We start from the raw sequence: 16571 nt of genomic DNA, 5'->3' as shown, positions 1-16571 counted from the left end.
ATACTTTACATTATGCTGACAAAAGATCTTAATCATTTTCAAAAAACTTATAACTATTCCGCTAGAAATAGTATAAAATTAAAAAGTGAAAAAAAAAACTTGAGTTTTTTTAGAAAATAGAGTATTATTATAATATAAGTGGAACGAGAAATATATGCTTTATTTTAGGAGGAAAAATGGCAATAGTTAAAGATTTAGAGAGTTTGAAGGATCTTATTCAAAGGGTTAGAAAGGCTCAGGAGGAATTTGCAACATTTGATCAGGAAAGAGTCGATAAGATTTTTAGAAAAGTGGCTCAAAAAATGAATGATGAAAGAATTACATTGGCAAATTTGGCAGTGGCAGAAACTGGAATGGGAATTGTAGAAGATAAAGTTATAAAAAATCACTTTGCTTCTGAATATATTTACAATAAATACAAAGATGAAAAAACTTGTGGAGTTTTGGAAGACGACAGATCTTATGGAGTTAAAAAAATTGCAACTCCAATAGGAATCATCGCAGGAATTGTCCCTACAACAAATCCAACTTCTACAGCAATGTTTAAAACATTAATTTCATTGAAAACAAGAAATGCAATAATATTTTCGCCGCACCCAAGAGCAAAACAGGCAACAATTGAAACAGCTAGAATTGCCTTGGAGACAGCAGTAAAATATGGAGCACCAAAAGATATAATCGGATGGATTGATGAACCAAGCGTTGAATTATCAAGAGAACTCATGGCAAATGCCGACTTGATACTTGCAACAGGTGGGCCTGGAATGGTTAAGGCTGCCTATTCATCTGGAACTCCTGCAATTGGAGTTGGAGCTGGAAATACGCCAGTTGTAATAGACAAGTCTGCAGATATAAAAATGACGGCAAACTATATTCTAATGTCTAAAACATTTGATAATGGAGTAATTTGTGCAACAGAACAATCTGTAATTATAGATAAGGAAATTTATGACAAAGTTAGAAATGAATTTTTAAATAGAGGAGCTTATATCTTAAATGAAGAGGAATTAGATAAGGTAAGAGAAGTATTATTTAAAAATGGTAGCCTGAATGCAGATATAGTTGGTAAAAGTGCTTATATTATTGCAAGTATGGCAGGATTTGAAATTCCTAAAAATTCAAAAGTATTGATTGGAGAAGTGACTTCAACTGGAATAGAAGAACCTTTTGCACACGAAAAATTATCTCCAGTGCTTGCAATGTACAAGGCTGAAGATTTTGAAGATGGACTCAAAAAGGCTGATGAATTGGTAAGACTTGGAGGATTAGGACATACTTCTTCATTGTATATTAATTTAGCAGAAAAAGAAAAAATAGATAAATTTGGAAGACTGATGAAAACAGGACGTACATTAATTAATATGCCAGCTTCACTTGGAGCAATTGGAGATGTATTTAACTTTAAATTAGAGCCATCATTAACACTTGGATGTGGTTCGTGGGGAGGAAATTCCGTGTCAGAAAACGTAGGAGTAAAACATTTGTTAAATGTAAAGACAATCGCAGAAAGAAGAGAAAATATGCTATGGTTCAGAGTTCCTGAAAAAGTTTATTTCAAATATGGTTCACTGCCAACTGCTTTAGAAGAATTAAAAGGAAAACATAAAAAAGCATTTATCGTAACAGATAAAGTATTAGCAGAATTAGGCTATACAGAACATATTACAAAAGTATTAGACAATTTAAATATTGATTACAGAATATTCTCTGAAGTAAAGGAAGACCCAACATTAAGTTCAGCTCAAGCTGGTGCGAAGGCTATGCTTGAATATAATCCAGATGTTATTATAGCCCTTGGTGGAGGTTCTGCAATGGATGCCGCTAAAATTATGTGGGTATTATATGAACATCCAAAATTAAGATTTAGAGATTTAGCAATGAGATTTATGGATATTAGAAAAAGAATAGTGGAATTCCCTGAAATGGGTAAAAAAGCTAAATTTATCGCAGTTGCAACTTCAGCAGGAACTGGTTCAGAAGTAACTCCATTTTCTGTAATTACAGATGATGAAACAGGAATTAAATATCCGCTTGCAGATTATGCATTGACACCAAATGTAGCGATTAACGATCCTGAACTTATGCTTACAATGCCAAAAGGACTTACAGTAGCTTCTGGAATTGATGTATTTACACATGCGCTTGAATCTTATGTTTCAGTTATGGCAACAGAATATACAAAACCATATTCAAAAGAAGCGGCAAGACTTGTATTCAAATATTTGCCAGAATCTGTAGAATTAGGAGCAAAGGCAATCAAAGCAAAGGAAAAAATGGCAAATGCCTCTTGTCTTGCTGGAATGGCTTTTGCAAATGCGTTTTTAGGGATAAATCACTCACTTGCACATAAACTTGGAGGAAAATTCCACATCCCGCATGGTATAGCAAATGCAATAATTCTTGAAGAAGTTATCCGTTATAATTCAGCTGAAGCTCCGACAAAAATGGGATTATTCCCACAATATAGATATCCTGATGCAATGCAAAGATATGCTGAAATGGGAGAACATTTAGGATTTGGAGGAAATACTAAAGAGGAAAAAGTAGAAAATTTAATTAAAGGAATCAATGAATTAAATAAAAAAATTGGTATTCCTGCAACTATTAAAGAATGGGGAATCCCTGAAAGGGATTTCTTAGAAGCAGTAGATGAAATGTCATTAGAAGCCTTCGATGATCAATGTACATCAGCTAATCCTAGATACCCATTGATGGAAGAATTAAGGGAAATTTACTTGAAATCATATTATGGAAAAGAATGGGAAAATGAAAAAGAAAGAGTTGGAAAAATTTTAGGTTTTTAATTTGAGTTTTTAATAGAGATGTAGAAAATAATAAAATAAGGGATTTTCTTATAATTGAGATTATCCCTTTTTAAAATAATTTTTTGAGTGCCACGATGGTACTTGTTAATTTAATTTCTTTGATAAATAAAAATTAATAATCATATTTTTTTTCATATCCTCTAGGCGTAATCATTTTTCCCTTTTTGATGTAAGTATTTGAATTTCCAATTAACACGATTGTAAGCATATTTATTTCAAAATTAAGCATATTTTCAAGTGTTGTGATTTCATATTCTTCATTTTCACGTCCTGCATTTCTTACAATTGCAACTGGAGTATTTTTTGACTTATATTTTAACATAATTTGCTGTGCCTCTGCAATCTGTGTTGTTCGGCCTTTACTTTTTGGATTATACAAACTTACAATAAAATCACCTTGTGCTGCCAATTCCAGTCGTTTTTTTATCAATTTCCAGTCTGTTAAAAGATTGCTTAGGCTAATTGTTACATAATCATGCATAATTGGAGCTCCAACAATTGCAGCAGCAGCATTTGTCGCTGTAACTCCTGCGATTATCTCAACCTCTATATCGTCATTTTCATTAATTACTTCATACATAATTCCAGCCATCCCATAAACTCCAGCATCTCCACTGCTAATTAGAGCCACATTTTTCCCATCTTTGGCAAGTTTCAAAACTTCTATACATCTATCAACCTCCTTCATCATACTAGAACTTTTGATTTCAATATTTGGGAAATATTCTTTAACCAAATCAGTATAAGTTTTATATCCCACAATAATATCGCTATTTTTCATTGCCTTATAAGCCTTAAAAGTCATATCTGCCTTTTTTCCAGGTCCAATTCCTACTACATAAATTTTCCCATTTTTATTCATTATATCTCCTTATTTTTTATTATTTACAGTTTAAAAAGAAAGTCAAGAATAAATCCTAACTTTCTTATTTTTATATTTTTTTAATTTATTTTAAATTAGTTTTTTAAAGCCTGAATTGGAGGTGCTACTTTTCCACCACGGTTTATTAATATTGAACAATCTAAATTATTTATGTTTATTATATTAGCTTCTCCAAGAAGTCCTCCAAATACTACTCGGTCTCCAGCTTTTTTACCTGGAACTGGAATTACTCTAACAGCAGTAGTTTTGCTGTTTACCATTCCAATTGCCATTTCATCAGCTATTATTCCAGAAATTACAGCTTCTGAAGTATCTCCTGGAATAGCGATCATGTCAAGTCCAACAGAACATACACAAGTCATTGCTTCTAATTTTTCAAGTGTCAAATAACCTTTACTTGTGGCTTCTATCATACCTTGATCTTCACTTACTGGGATAAATGCTCCTGTTAGTCCGCCAACACGAGTTGCAGCCATTGCTCCACCTTTTTTCACAGCATCATTTAATATTGCAAGTGCAAGTGTTGTTCCATAAGCTCCGACTGATTCTAGTCCAAATTCTTCCAAAACATTTCCAACGCTATCTCCCACAGCTGGAGTTGGTGCAAGTGATAAGTCTATTATTCCAAATTCAACTCCAAGTCTTTGGGCAACTTCTTTTCCGATTAATTCTCCCATTCTTGTGATTTTGAAACTTACTTTTTTAATCGCTTCTGTTATTTCATCAATTGTTGCAGTTTTTGAAATATTTGCAAGCGTATGCCTTACAACTCCTGGTCCACTAATTCCTACGTTTAGTACAACATCTGGATTTTCCACTCCATGAAATGCACCAGCCATAAACGGATTATCAGAAACAGCATTTGTAAATACAACAAATTTTGCAGCTGCTAATCCATCGTTATCTTTTGAAAGTTCAGCTAATTCTTTTACAGTCTTTCCCATCATTTTTACTGCATCCAAATTAATTCCAGATTTTGTAGAACCAACATTTACAGAAGAGCAAACTCTATCTGTTTCTGAAAGTGCTTTTGGAATACTGTTTATTAGATTAATGTCGCCTTTTGTAAATCCTTTGTCAACAAGAGCTGAAAATCCTCCAATAAAGTCAATTCCAATTTCCTTTGCCGCCTTATCAAGAACTTTTGCAAAAATTGTATAATCTTGTGCGTCTGTTGCATTTCCAATTATTGAAATTGGAGTAACTGAAACTCTTTTGTTTATAATTGGCATATTGTATTTACTTGCTACTTCATCGGCAATTCTTACCAAATCTTTTCCATTTTCTGTGATTTTATTATAAATATTTTCTGCTGTCTTTTGAGCATCTGCCTCAATGCAGTCAAGTAGGCTTATTCCCATTGTTACAGTTCTTACATCAAGGTGCTGCATTTCAACCATATTTATCGTTTCCAGTATCTCATCAGGTAATAAATTCATTTTTCCCTCCTAAATTTTAATAATGAACTATATTCTGTGCATAGTTTTAAAAATATTTTCATGCTGCAGGTAAACTCTTACACCTATTTGATCTTCAAAGACCTTAAATTCTTCCTGAAGCCCTTTTATGTCTGTATTTTTAGGTGCTTCTACAAGCATAATCATCGCAAAAATATCATCTTCAAAAACCTTTTGTGTAATGTCAATAATATTTAAGTTTAATTCACTTAATTTTGTTGAAACATTCGCAACAATTCCAGTTTTATCTGCTCCGATAACTGTAATAACAATTCTATCATTCATTTTCAGTCCTCCATTTTTAAATTCAAATTATACATATATTAAATTATCGCATAATTTTAGATATTTGGCAAGTAGAAAATTTATTGATATTTATTTTGTAAAGTGATATAATTTGTCATATTTATAGCAATGTGCAAAATAGATGATTGTAAAAGTGAAAACAGTAAAATACAAAGGAAAAATTTAAATTTTAATAAAACTTTCTAAACTTTTGCAAATTATTAAATTATATAAATACAAGGAGGAAAATAAAAAATGAAATTTTGGGATTTTTTCAAAAAATTTTTAATATTCACAGCAAAAGAAATATATTCATTTTTTTTAAAACTTTCATTATCAATATTTATAATTTTTATTATCGGAATGTCAATAATTGCTGTTGTTAATTCAAAAAATAAAAATGAAAATGTTAAAAAAAGTTATGAATATATACTTTTTAATGTTTCTGACGTTGTTGAGGATAAAGTTATAGGTTCAGATTTTCTTTCAGATAGAGAAAATTTATCTTATATGGACGTTTTAAATAGTTTAGATGACATAAAGAAAAATAATCAGGTAAAGGGAGTTATTATTGCTTTAGATACGGTAAATTTGTCATCTGCAAAAGTAGAGGAATTATCAAAGAAATTTGAGGAATTAAAGGCAAATAATAAAAAAATATATGCTTTTGGAGCTTATATTACAAATGCCAATTATAAATTAGCTTCCATTGCAAATGAAGTTGTAATGATTCCATCTGCTTCAGCAAGTTTGGATTTGACAGGTTATCATTATTCAGATATGTATTATAAAGGTCTTTTTGATAAGCTAGGAGTGAATATGGAAGTTGTCCGTATTGGAAATTACAAGTCTTATGGGGAAAATTATACTGGAAATGAGATGACTCCTGAATTACGTTCTGAACTTACAAGAATCTTGGAAAATAGATATGGCAAATTTATTGAAGATATTTCTAAAAATCGTAAAATTGACAAAAATACACTAAATAACGATATTGTAAATGGAACTGACACTAATTTAACACCATTTGCCGCACGTGATAAAAACTTAGTTGACAAGCTGGAACAATTTTCTGATTTTACAAAACGTTTAAATATTCGTGAAGATAATGTTGCGGATATTACTGACTATTATGAAAAAAGGGTAAAGGATGAAAAAGTGGGGAATCCTAGAAATGGAACTATCGCTGTAATTTATGCTGAAGGTTCAATTATGTACGATCCAAATGGAGTTACAGAAGGTGTCATAACTCCCGACAATATTTTAGAAAAAGTTGAAAAAGCAATGCAAACTAAAAATTTAAGAGGTATCGTGCTTCGTGTAAATTCAGGTGGAGGTTCAGCTCTAGCTTCTGAAGTAATCTATCAGGAATTGACAAAATTAAATATTCCAATTTATGTTTCAATGTCAGATACCACAGCTTCTGGAGGTTATTACATCTCAATGGCAGGAAATAAGGTATTTGCCAATAATGCGACAATTACAGGCTCAATAGGCGTAGTTTCAATGATTCCAAAATTCTACAATGCACAGGAAAAATTTGGAGTTCATTCAAATTCAATTTCAAAGGGTAAATATTCAGACATTAATGATAGTTTTGCACCATTATCACAAGAATCTCGTGATAAAATTACCCAATCAATGCAGGAAACATACAGCGAATTTAAATCACGTGTTTCTAAAAGTCGTAAAATTGATGAAAATATTCTTGAAAATTATGCACAAGGTAAAATATGGCTTGGTGATGAGGCTAAAAATATAAAATTGGTTGATGGAATTGCAAGTCTTGATGAAGTTATAAAAATAATGGCAAGAGATTTGGGATTACGTAATAATTATGCTGTGGAAAATATTTATTTGGAAGAAGATTTTACTAAAAAGATAAAGGCTCTTACAAAAATGATTGCTGAAAGATTTAGTTTATCTGCACAGCTTCAAAAAAATATTCCGCAAGCAAAAAATGTATTCAATGAATATGACTTTGCAATGCAGAATCAAAACAAACCATTATACTATTTAACATATAAATTGAATTTATACTAATGAGTAAATTTAAGCGAAGCGAAAAAAGAATAGTGTTTATCAAATAAATTTTTTTAAGTAGCTTCGTTTTTTATTTTCATTTATTTTTTTAATTTCTTTATGAAGGGAGTATTTTATGAATAAAAAAACAATTTTTAAATTAATTAAAGAATATTTTTTAATTGGAATAGGAACTCTTTTTCTTGCAATGGGATTACAGTTTTTCTTTTTCCCAAATAAAATAGCAAGTGGAGGAGTAACAGGGCTAGCTTTGGTTATAAATAGCTTATTTGGCTTTCCTACAGGACTTTTTGTCGCTATTAGCAATCTAATTTTATTTGCTTTAGCCTTTATCGTAATTAGCGGACATTTTGGATTTAAGAGCATTTATGCAACTGTGCTTTTATCTTTTTTTCTTTCTGTTTTTGAAAAATATTATCCCAATTACACTATTACTAAAGACATATTTCTAGCCACAGTTTTTGGAAGTGCAATTTGTGCCTTAGGAATAACAATTATTTATTTATATGAGGCTTCCACAGGCGGAACTTCAATAATTGCGAGAATTATTAACAAGTATTGCCACATCGGCTACGGAATGTCCAGTTTCATTGTTGATGCTATCGTTACTCTTTTGGCAATTTTTGCATTTGGTGTGGAATTGGGGCTTGTTGGACTATTAAGTGTTTATGTAACAGGATTCATTACAGATAAATTTATTGAAGGATTTAATTCACGTAAACAGATTATGGTTATTACTTCCAATAAGGATCTTGTATTAAATTATATTTTAAAGGACTTTGATAGAGGATGCACTATTTTAAAAGGAATAGGAGGATATTCTGGAACTGAAAAGGATGTTCTGCTTACAATCATTGAAAGAAGACAATTTATACAATTAAGAAAATTTTTAAAGGCACACGATCCTACTGCTTTTGTTACAGTTACAGATACAACAAAAGTCTTTGGTGAAGGATTTGATCAGCTGCATTAGCATTGAAAAAAAGAATTGTAAAATAAAATTAAAGGCTATAAAATAAAATGGGAAAAAAATATTTGACAAATTTCTATTTTATGATATAATGTAATTAAGAAATAATTGTAATCATTTCAAATTAAAAACAATAATATTAATAATTAGGAGGAAATTATGTCACTAATAGGAAAAAAAATTGAAAATTTTACAGCACAGGCTTATCAAAATGAAGAATTTAGAGAAGTAAGTTTTGAGAAGGACTTTTTAGGGAAATGGAATGTTGTGGTTTTTTACCCAGCTGATTTTACTTTTGTATGTCCTACAGAATTGGAAGATTTAGAAGATCATAGGGAAGAATTGGAAAAATTAGGATTTAATGTTTATTCAGTAAGTACTGATACTCATTTTACACACAAGGCTTGGCATGATCATTCTGAAGCAATCGGAAAAGTTAAATTTACAATGATTGGAGATCCAACAAAAGCTATTTCAAGAGAATTTGAAGTATTAAATGAAGAAAGCGGACTTGCCTACAGAGGAACATTTATTATAAATCCAGAAGGAAAAATCGTTGCTTATGAAGTAAATGACGAAGGAATCGGAAGAGATGCCTCAGAACTTGTAAGAAGAGCAAAAGCTGCAAAATTCGTAGCCGATAATCCAGGATTAGTTTGTCCAGCAAAATGGAAAGAAGGAGAAGCTACTTTAAAACCAGGATTAGATTTAGTAGGTAAAATCTAAAAATTAAAAAATAAATTGTAAAAAATTATTTAGAAGGAGGGAAAATGGCTTTATTAGACAGTAATATTGTAGAACAGTTAAAAGGTTATTTTGATAAAATCAACGCAAATATTGAATTGGTTGCATTTTTAGATGATAGTGAAAAATCAAAGGAATTAGATAGTTTTCTAAAAGAAGTTGATGCAATTTCTGAAAAAGTAAACTATGTGAAAAAATCGTTTGAAAATGATAAGGCTGATTTGGATAAAGCGAATATTACTCGCCCAACATCTTTTACAATTTTAAAGGATGGAGAAAATACAGGAATTAATTTTTCAGGAATTCCTGGCGGACATGAATTTAATAGCTTTATCCTAGCAGTTTTAGGATTAGCTGGGCTTGGGAAAAAATTAGAAGGAGATCAGCTTTCAAAAGTTGAGTCTGTTGATAAGCCTTTAAATGTTGAGACATTTGTTTCATTATCTTGTACACATTGTCCAGATGTAATTCAAGCTTTAAATCTTATTTCAACATATAATAAGAATATTACAGTAACAATGGTTGATAGTGCAGTATTCTTTGAAGAAGCAAAGGAAAAAGATATTCAGGCAGTACCAGTTGTATTTATAAATGGAGAGCAAAAATCAGTTGGTGCTAAAACTATTGAAGAGTTGATAAATCTTATTGCTAATGCCTAGAATAAGATTAAAGCAAAATTTAAGTAACTGAAAATTGATTTATCTAAAAAATATTGAGAAAATAAAAAACTTGTGAAATTATGAAATTAAAAATGTATCAATAGGCTTTAATGTTTAAAGATACATTTTTTTATTGAATCAATTAAAAAGAATAAGATTGTTCATTATTTGATAAAAAATATAAAAAAGAGACTTAATTCATTTGAAAAAAGTCTCTTTAAAAAAATAATTTAAATATTAATTTTCTTGATTAAAGAATGAACCAGTATTATTTAAATTTGGTGTATTTGGTGCTTTAGTTTCATCATTTGATACACCTGTTGTATTTTCATTAGTTTCAGTATTTGTATTTGTAGTTGATGATGATGGTAATCCAAATGCTGATGGATGTAATCTATCTTCAGGTATTTGATAATTGGTTACTTTTTTTATTGTTATAGTTTTATTTTTATTAGAAACAACACCATTAACATCTAAAACGATAATATCAGTATCTGTAACTCCATATTTTGAACCAATGAAATTATAAATTTGATCTAATAATCCAGAATCATCTTTTACTGTATAGTTAATTGTTTTATTTGGGAATATTAAATTATCTTTTACATAAGTAAAAGTATTTGTTGATCTTACATATTGTCCTTCAAAAGATCTATTTAAAGTTTTTTTTGCAGCTGTCCCAATAACAGACATTACAAGCATCATCATTAGTAATAGTAATTTTTTCATAAAATCTCCTTGATTAATATTATTTATGGAAACCTAAATCAGCTGGATTGATATCTCCAGAGATTTTTTTTACAATTCCTCCTTTTTTTTCAAACTCATTTCTCATTAGGGTAGTTTTTTTTATGAGTTCAACTGTATCATTTTCAAGGTTAGAACTGTTATATCGGCCTTTAGTCCAATATTCAATGACTATCGAACTATCTCCACAAATTATTTTTGTATCATATTTTTTTGCATAGACAAGAGCTGTATAAATACCGACTAATTCACCAAAATTATTTGTTCTGGTGTCGGCAACATAATAATTTCCAAATTCATTGATAATTTTTTTGTCCATAATTTTGTGAAGTAATGAATTGCCTTCAAAATCAGTTAGCCTGACTTCTACGCCATTACCTCGTCCTGTTCCTGCATCAAAGTAAATTGCATCACGTTCCAGTTCAGAGTACAATTCTGTTAAATTCTTTTTTTCTTTTTTTTCATAATTTGCTCCAGAATTTAACCAGTTTTGTGCTTCTAAAAGACTTTTAAATGATTTATAACGGGCTTTTTTTCCACTTACTTTTTTTTGACAATCCGTCCAGTTTTCGAGTATTCCAGTTTCATTTGTATCTATAATGAAATAAGCATAAAATTTTTGATTTTTTGACATTGTAGATTATAAGTTCAATCCTCCGTCAACTCTTAAAACTTGTCCTGTAACGAATTTAGACATATCACTTGCCAAATATAATGCTGCATTTGCTACATCTTCAGCATCTCCCATTTTTCTAAGAGGAGTATTTGCAAGTACATTTTCTACAATTTTTTCAGGCAATGCATGAGTCATATTTGTTTCTATGAATCCTGGTGCAATTGCATTTGCTCTAAGATTTTTTCTACCAAATTCCTTTGCCCAAGTTTTTGCCATAGCAATTACTCCACCTTTAGTAGCGGCATAGTTAGTTTGCCCTGCATTTCCATCAATTCCGACAACAGAAGCCATATTAATTACACTTGAGGCTTTACTTTTTAATAGTAGTGAAACAAATCCTTGCATTACGTTATAAACACCTTTTAAGTTAATGTCAATTACCAAATCCCAGTCAGCTTCCTTCATTCTTTGAAGCAATGCATCTCTTGTAATTCCTGCATTATTTACAAGAATATCTAGTCTTCCATATTTTTCCTTGATTTCCTTTGCAGCTTCCTTGATATTTTCTCTATCTGTAACATTTAATTTTATATGTGAAACATTTTCATGGCTGTAATCAGGATCAATTAAATCCCCAGAAATAACTGTAGCTCCATTTTCTGCAAATTTTAATGCAATTTCCTTCCCAATTCCTCTTGAACCACCTGTAATTAATGCAATTTTACCATTTAACACTATACTTCCACCTTCCTATTTTTAATTTTTCTAATTTCTAATTTTTTGGCTTTGAATTTTTAATTAATACTATTTCCCATTTAAATAGTAAATTAATTATGAGTTTTTTGCAATAGGAGCAAATAACATAAAATTTAATTTCTGTTTTTTAAATGGGATTTAGTATAAATTATTTAGAACTTCTAATTTTACATTTGTAAGCCCTTTTCCTGGACTTTCAATTTTTGAAAAAGCTCCGTAGCTTAAATCTATTACACGTCCTTTTGCAAAAGGACCTCTATCATTTATTTTTACAATAACTTCCTTACCGTTACTTAAATTTGTAACTTTAACTTTTGTTCCAAATGGTAAACTTCTATGGGCAGCTACCATTTCATTTGAATTGTGTCTTTCTCCACTTGCTGTTCTGCTTCCATGTAATTTTTTACCATAATATGAAGCAATTCCTTTTTGTGAATGTTTGGAAGTTTTTGATTTTGCGGCTTCAGAAGTTTCATCTTTTTTGGAAACAGTTAAATCTGTTACATTATCTACATCATCAGCTGCCTTCATCATTTCTTTTTTTATGTAAATTATATTTGTTCCATCTGTTTTTGTTTCTGAAACTAATGACAATGAAACCATCAGACCCGCAAACATAGTAATTATTTTTCTCATTTTAATATTTGCTACTAAGAATATATAAAAACATATTCTCCAATTTGATATTTATTAGTAGACTCTCCTTTTATTACCTATTTTGAGAATATTTAACTTAATTATACCATATTATTAAAGTCAATTTACTTTTTTTTTTCTTATTTTATAATTATTTTATTTCAGGCTGTTTAACATGTTGGATTCTAGGGCTGTTTACATTTAACGTTTCAAATGTATATCCTGCCTTTTTATACCCGTCTATAATTTGCTGTAAAGCCTGAACAGTAGTTTTCTTAGCATTTGTATCGTGCATTAGGACATTAATGTCAGGATGAGTTGTACAAACACCATATTTTACTAATTTTGCTACAGGAACATTATTTCCAGAAGCATCTGTACTGTCACAGTTCCAGTCAAAATAAACAAATCCTTCTCTTGTCAATCTGTTAATGATAGCAGTTTTTAAAGCCTTTGAAGCAATAGTGTTGCTAGAACCTCCAGGGAATCTTATAATTTTAACATCTTGCCCAGTTGTAGATTTTATAGCATCATGTATTTGATAAAATTCCTTAAAGAAACTGTCTTCGTTTGCATAAACTTTTTTATATTCATGTGTAAAGCTGTGCAGTCCGATTGAATGTCCTTGATCAGTTATTTTCTTGTAGTCTTTAAAGTTTTTTCCAATTCCGATTACAAAAAATGTAGCTTTTATATTATTTCTTTTCAGGATTTCAAGAATTTGATCAGTATGTCCTGAAGGTCCGTCATCAAATGTCAAATAAACTGTTTTAATTTTTTTGTCAGCTTTTAACTTTTGATATTGTGCTTTTACATCATCATTTTTCTTAGTAACCGCAGCTAAATCTGCAGTTTTTGTATTTTTTTCATGTGTTAATTTTTTTATGCTTGATTCTAAGCTATGGTGTTCAATAAATTTTGCAGTTGTACCAAAAATATGCACTCCTGAATATATGAATCCAATTATAGCCACTATTATACCAATGACTGAAAATGTTTTTTTCATTTTTTATTACCTCTCATTTCTTATTTATATTTGTTAATTAATGCTTCAACTTTTTTGTAACTGTCTTCACCGTGTTTTATATTTCCGTTAAGAACTTCAACTTCCTTTTCCAATTTTTGCTTATTTTCCTTCAATGCTGGAATTTCCTGTTTAAATTTTTCACCTTGTTTAATTAGCACAAAATGTGAAAAAAGAAATAGCAATATAGAAATAACAAGTAAAATAATTGCATTTCTTGCTAATTTTTTGTTATTTTCTTCATTATGATCATCTCTATAATCATAAATAAATTCGTGTTGTTTTGACATTTTTTTTCCTCTCTTTTCTTTTTTTATTTTGTTGTTATTAATTTAATAAAATTATTTAAATATGTTTGAACCCTCTGATACCAAATTCTTAAATCAAGTAAATTTTAGAATATAAAATGAAAAAAGACCTCTTAAAAAAGAGGTCTCATAAAAGGGGGGGTTAATTGAGGTTTCAGATCTTTTAATCGATCTGAATATAGTATACACTATAACAATTAAACCACCATTAAATCAAAATTGTTTTTTGATTAATTTTTTTCTCTTTTTTAATTGATAATATATTATTATTGATTTTAAGGGCTGAAACTATACATTTCAAATTTTATTGACAATTTAAATTTTTTTATTTACATTCTATTTACTGTATTTATTCCAAGCAGGCTAAGTCCTTCTTTTAATACAAATGCAGTTTTTCTTGCCAGTAAAATTCTTGCATCCATTACTTTTTTATCTTCCTCTTTCAAGATAGAACTCGAATTATAGAAGTTATTAAATAATTTTGCTGTGTCAAATAAATAATCTGCAATTATATTTGGACGGTAGTTTTCATAGGATTTTACTACAGCTTGAGGGAATCTTAATAATTCAACTGCAAGTTCACGTTCAATTCCATTCATATCATCCGAAATAATATCGTTATTTTTAACTTCGATATTTTCTTCCTTCAATTTTCTAAAAATTGACATAATCCGAACGTAGGTATATTGCAGGTAAGGTCCTGTATTTCCTTCAAAACTAAGCACTTTATCCCAAGTAAATGTTATATCAGAAGTTCTATTTTGACTCAAATCAAAATATTTTATAGCTCCGCTTCCTACAATTTCAGCAATTTTGTCCTTTTCATCTTCTGGAATATCTGGATTTTTTTCATCAATTACTTTTTTTACTTGAGCTTTTGCTTCATCTAGCAAATCCACAAGCCTTATTGTGTTTCCGCTTCTAGAAGAGAAAATTATTCCATTACCAAGTCTCATAATTCCAAATACAATGTGAGTCTTTTTATAATTGTAAGGCTCGCCTAACATTCTTCCAATTTCAAAAACCTGCTTAAAGTGATTTTGCTGTCTGTCGTCAGTTAAATAAACTGCTTCATCGACTTTTAACTCATCTTTTCTAAACTTCATTGTAGCAAGATCCGAAGTCGTATATAAAAAACTTCCATCTTTCTTTTGAACAATTGCAGGCGGCAATCTATTATTTTCAAAAAATACTACTAATGCACCTTGATCTTCTTTTGCGATACCTTTTTGCTTTAATTCTTCAAGAACCGATGGCATCATATCATTGTAAAATGACTCACCAAAATAGTAATCGAAGTTTACGTTAAGTCTATCGTAAACTTTATTGTATTCTTTTAGTGAAATATCAATAAATTCTTTCCATAATTTTTGATTATTTTCATCTCCAAGCTGTAATTTCTTCAATTCTTCTCGTGCTTCATCTTCCAAAGCAGGATTTATTTTAGCTTCATCTGAAAATTTTACATAGATTTTTTCCAGTTCTCCAATGGGATCTTTTTCATAAGCCTTTTTATCCAGCCAGTTTTTATAAGCCACAATAAGTTTTCCAAATTGTGTTCCCCAGTCGCCAATATGGTTATCGGCAAGTGTATGAAATCCTAGAAATTGTAAAATTCTCTTGATGGAATCTCCAATAATCGTGCTTCTCAAGTGTCCAATGTGCATTCTTTTTGCAATATTTGGAGAAGAGTAGTCGATAATTACAGTTTTATCGGTATTTAAAAATGAAAAGTCATATTTTTCATTTTCTACTTTTTTTATTTCCTCATTTAAAAAACCGTTTTTAAGATAAATATTGATAAATCCAGGTCCTGCAATTTCCAACTTTTGAATGATGTCATTTTCTGAAAAATTTTCCACAAGAGTGCTCGCAATTTCACGTGGATTTTTTTCAATTAATTTTGAGCTAACCATTGCAAAATTTGTTTGAAAATCCCCAAATTCCTTTTTAGTAGAATTCTGAATATCAATTTTTTCCGCATAATCAGCACCAAAAATATTATTTATATTTTCTGAAAACAACTTTTTTAATTTTATTGTCAGCAATTCCATTATTTTAAAATTTTTTTCCTTTCTTTCAAAATTTACGTTAATTTTAGGATAACGCATAATCCTTTTTTAAAAAAACTTAATATGTTTTATTATACTATATATGCAAGTTTTTTTCAAATTTTTTAAAATTGAATGCAGAACTGAAAAATTGGGAGATAAATTTAAAAATGTTATCATAATTATAAATTTCACATTTAATACTAACCCCTCTTAAATAAAAAAACTGAAATAAAATTCCAGTTTTGAGTTATCATTTATATTATGAATAAAAAAATAATGCCTTTCACGTATTTTGCTGCTATATTTTTTATTTTTGATTACTACAGTATTTATCGTAATTTTTAGATTTTTACAAACGGTTAGCGATATTTGTATAATTTAAGAGATAAAACATAAAAAATAAATTTTGATTATCAAAATAATATTATTTGTAGAAGTTTTTTTATAAAAATGTTAAAATACAATTGTAGATACAAATATAATGATAAAAAAAATAAAGGTTATTTTCAATTAGATATTAAAATTTTAATATGCAGTTTTAATAAAAAAGTCTAAAATTAGATT

15 protein-coding genes are annotated in these 16571 nt (G+C 29.4%); 5 read left to right on the top strand and 10 right to left on the bottom strand.

Translation table 11 applies throughout. The features are described 5' to 3' along the window. Positions 1-176 precede the first annotated feature (176 nt). Positions 177-2804 carry a bifunctional acetaldehyde-CoA/alcohol dehydrogenase gene (gene adhE / locus FVE73_RS08645; RefSeq protein ID WP_018499689.1) on the top strand — a complete coding sequence of 876 codons (2628 nt, stop codon included), beginning with the start codon at positions 177-179 and terminating at the stop codon, positions 2802-2804. 133 nt (positions 2805-2937) lie between these two features. Here adhE and cobJ read toward each other — a convergent pair whose 3' ends face one another. The 3 genes from cobJ to FVE73_RS08630 form a co-directional block, all read right to left on the bottom strand. Further along, a complete protein-coding gene (gene cobJ, locus FVE73_RS08640; protein WP_018499688.1) occupies positions 2938-3687 on the bottom strand; it encodes a precorrin-3B C(17)-methyltransferase in 750 nt (249 codons plus the stop codon). Between the two features lie 95 nt (positions 3688-3782). After that, complete coding sequence (locus tag FVE73_RS08635) at positions 3783-5147, bottom strand: PFL family protein (RefSeq protein ID WP_018499687.1); 1365 nt, start codon at positions 5145-5147, stop codon at positions 3783-3785. 27 nt (positions 5148-5174) lie between these two features. After that, positions 5175-5450 carry an ACT domain-containing protein gene (locus tag FVE73_RS08630; RefSeq protein ID WP_018499686.1) on the bottom strand — a complete coding sequence of 92 codons (276 nt, stop codon included), beginning with the start codon at positions 5448-5450 and terminating at the stop codon, positions 5175-5177. 255 nt (positions 5451-5705) lie between these two features. On the opposite strand from FVE73_RS08630, the gene sppA reads away from it, so the two are divergent. The 4 genes from sppA (at position 5706) to FVE73_RS08610 (ending at position 9866) form a co-directional block, all read left to right on the top strand. Continuing rightward, positions 5706-7493, top strand: a complete 1788-nt coding sequence (gene sppA, locus FVE73_RS08625) for a signal peptide peptidase SppA (RefSeq protein ID WP_018499685.1) — start codon at positions 5706-5708, stop codon at positions 7491-7493. 115 nt (positions 7494-7608) lie between these two features. Then, on the top strand, positions 7609-8466 hold the full coding sequence (locus tag FVE73_RS08620; protein WP_018499684.1) for a YitT family protein: 858 nt from the start codon (positions 7609-7611) through the stop codon (positions 8464-8466). Positions 8467-8622: 156 nt separating this feature from the next. Then, positions 8623-9189 carry an alkyl hydroperoxide reductase subunit C gene (gene ahpC, locus FVE73_RS08615; RefSeq protein WP_018499683.1) on the top strand — a complete coding sequence of 189 codons (567 nt, stop codon included), beginning with the start codon at positions 8623-8625 and terminating at the stop codon, positions 9187-9189. 44 nt (positions 9190-9233) lie between these two features. Then, positions 9234-9866 carry a thioredoxin family protein gene (locus FVE73_RS08610; protein ID WP_018499682.1) on the top strand — a complete coding sequence of 211 codons (633 nt, stop codon included), beginning with the start codon at positions 9234-9236 and terminating at the stop codon, positions 9864-9866. A 237-nt stretch (positions 9867-10103) separates the two neighbouring features. Here FVE73_RS08610 and FVE73_RS08605 read toward each other — a convergent pair whose 3' ends face one another. The 7 genes from FVE73_RS08605 to argS form a co-directional block, all read right to left on the bottom strand. Further along, positions 10104-10595: a hypothetical protein gene (locus tag FVE73_RS08605; protein ID WP_018499681.1), complete on the bottom strand. Its 492-nt coding sequence runs from the start codon at positions 10593-10595 to the stop codon at positions 10104-10106. A gap of 19 nt (positions 10596-10614) precedes the next feature. After that, complete coding sequence (locus FVE73_RS08600) at positions 10615-11247, bottom strand: RNase H1/viroplasmin domain-containing protein (RefSeq protein WP_018499680.1); 633 nt, start codon at positions 11245-11247, stop codon at positions 10615-10617. Between the two features lie 6 nt (positions 11248-11253). After that, on the bottom strand, positions 11254-11964 hold the full coding sequence (gene fabG / locus FVE73_RS08595) for a 3-oxoacyl-ACP reductase FabG (protein ID WP_018499679.1): 711 nt from the start codon (positions 11962-11964) through the stop codon (positions 11254-11256). 159 nt (positions 11965-12123) lie between these two features. Further along, complete coding sequence (locus FVE73_RS08590; protein ID WP_021746977.1) at positions 12124-12621, bottom strand: septal ring lytic transglycosylase RlpA family protein; 498 nt, start codon at positions 12619-12621, stop codon at positions 12124-12126. A gap of 151 nt (positions 12622-12772) precedes the next feature. After that, a complete protein-coding gene (locus FVE73_RS08585) occupies positions 12773-13627 on the bottom strand; it encodes a polysaccharide deacetylase family protein (protein ID WP_018499677.1) in 855 nt (284 codons plus the stop codon). A gap of 20 nt (positions 13628-13647) precedes the next feature. Continuing rightward, positions 13648-13935, bottom strand: a complete 288-nt coding sequence (locus FVE73_RS08580; protein WP_018499676.1) for a hypothetical protein — start codon at positions 13933-13935, stop codon at positions 13648-13650. A 347-nt stretch (positions 13936-14282) separates the two neighbouring features. Continuing rightward, positions 14283-16007: an arginine--tRNA ligase gene (gene argS / locus FVE73_RS08575; RefSeq protein WP_026239126.1), complete on the bottom strand. Its 1725-nt coding sequence runs from the start codon at positions 16005-16007 to the stop codon at positions 14283-14285. Positions 16008-16571 lie beyond the last annotated feature (564 nt).

Origin of the sequence: Leptotrichia wadei (assembly GCF_007990545.2) — a bacterium.
Classification (GTDB): Bacteria; Fusobacteriota; Fusobacteriia; order Fusobacteriales; family Leptotrichiaceae; genus Leptotrichia; species Leptotrichia wadei.
Note: the sequence above shows the minus strand (reverse complement) of the source record. Positions and strands in the feature narration are given on the sequence as shown.

Coding starts and splice junctions, on each gene's coding strand:
- FVE73_RS08580 (WP_018499676.1), bottom strand. CDS start 13,935: ATGTCAAAACAACACGAATTTATTTATGATTATAGAGATGATCATAAT.
- FVE73_RS08590 (WP_021746977.1), bottom strand. CDS start 12,621: ATGAGAAAAATAATTACTATGTTTGCGGGTCTGATGGTTTCATTGTCA.
- adhE (WP_018499689.1), top strand. CDS start 177: ATGGCAATAGTTAAAGATTTAGAGAGTTTGAAGGATCTTATTCAAAGG.
- argS (WP_026239126.1), bottom strand. CDS start 16,007: ATGGAATTGCTGACAATAAAATTAAAAAAGTTGTTTTCAGAAAATATA.
- cobJ (WP_018499688.1), bottom strand. CDS start 3,687: ATGAATAAAAATGGGAAAATTTATGTAGTAGGAATTGGACCTGGAAAA.
- FVE73_RS08630 (WP_018499686.1), bottom strand. CDS start 5,450: ATGAATGATAGAATTGTTATTACAGTTATCGGAGCAGATAAAACTGGA.
- FVE73_RS08600 (WP_018499680.1), bottom strand. CDS start 11,247: ATGTCAAAAAATCAAAAATTTTATGCTTATTTCATTATAGATACAAAT.
- FVE73_RS08620 (WP_018499684.1), top strand. CDS start 7,609: ATGAATAAAAAAACAATTTTTAAATTAATTAAAGAATATTTTTTAATT.
- sppA (WP_018499685.1), top strand. CDS start 5,706: ATGAAATTTTGGGATTTTTTCAAAAAATTTTTAATATTCACAGCAAAA.
- FVE73_RS08635 (WP_018499687.1), bottom strand. CDS start 5,147: ATGAATTTATTACCTGATGAGATACTGGAAACGATAAATATGGTTGAA.
- FVE73_RS08605 (WP_018499681.1), bottom strand. CDS start 10,595: ATGAAAAAATTACTATTACTAATGATGATGCTTGTAATGTCTGTTATT.
- ahpC (WP_018499683.1), top strand. CDS start 8,623: ATGTCACTAATAGGAAAAAAAATTGAAAATTTTACAGCACAGGCTTAT.
- FVE73_RS08585 (WP_018499677.1), bottom strand. CDS start 13,627: ATGAAAAAAACATTTTCAGTCATTGGTATAATAGTGGCTATAATTGGA.
- FVE73_RS08610 (WP_018499682.1), top strand. CDS start 9,234: ATGGCTTTATTAGACAGTAATATTGTAGAACAGTTAAAAGGTTATTTT.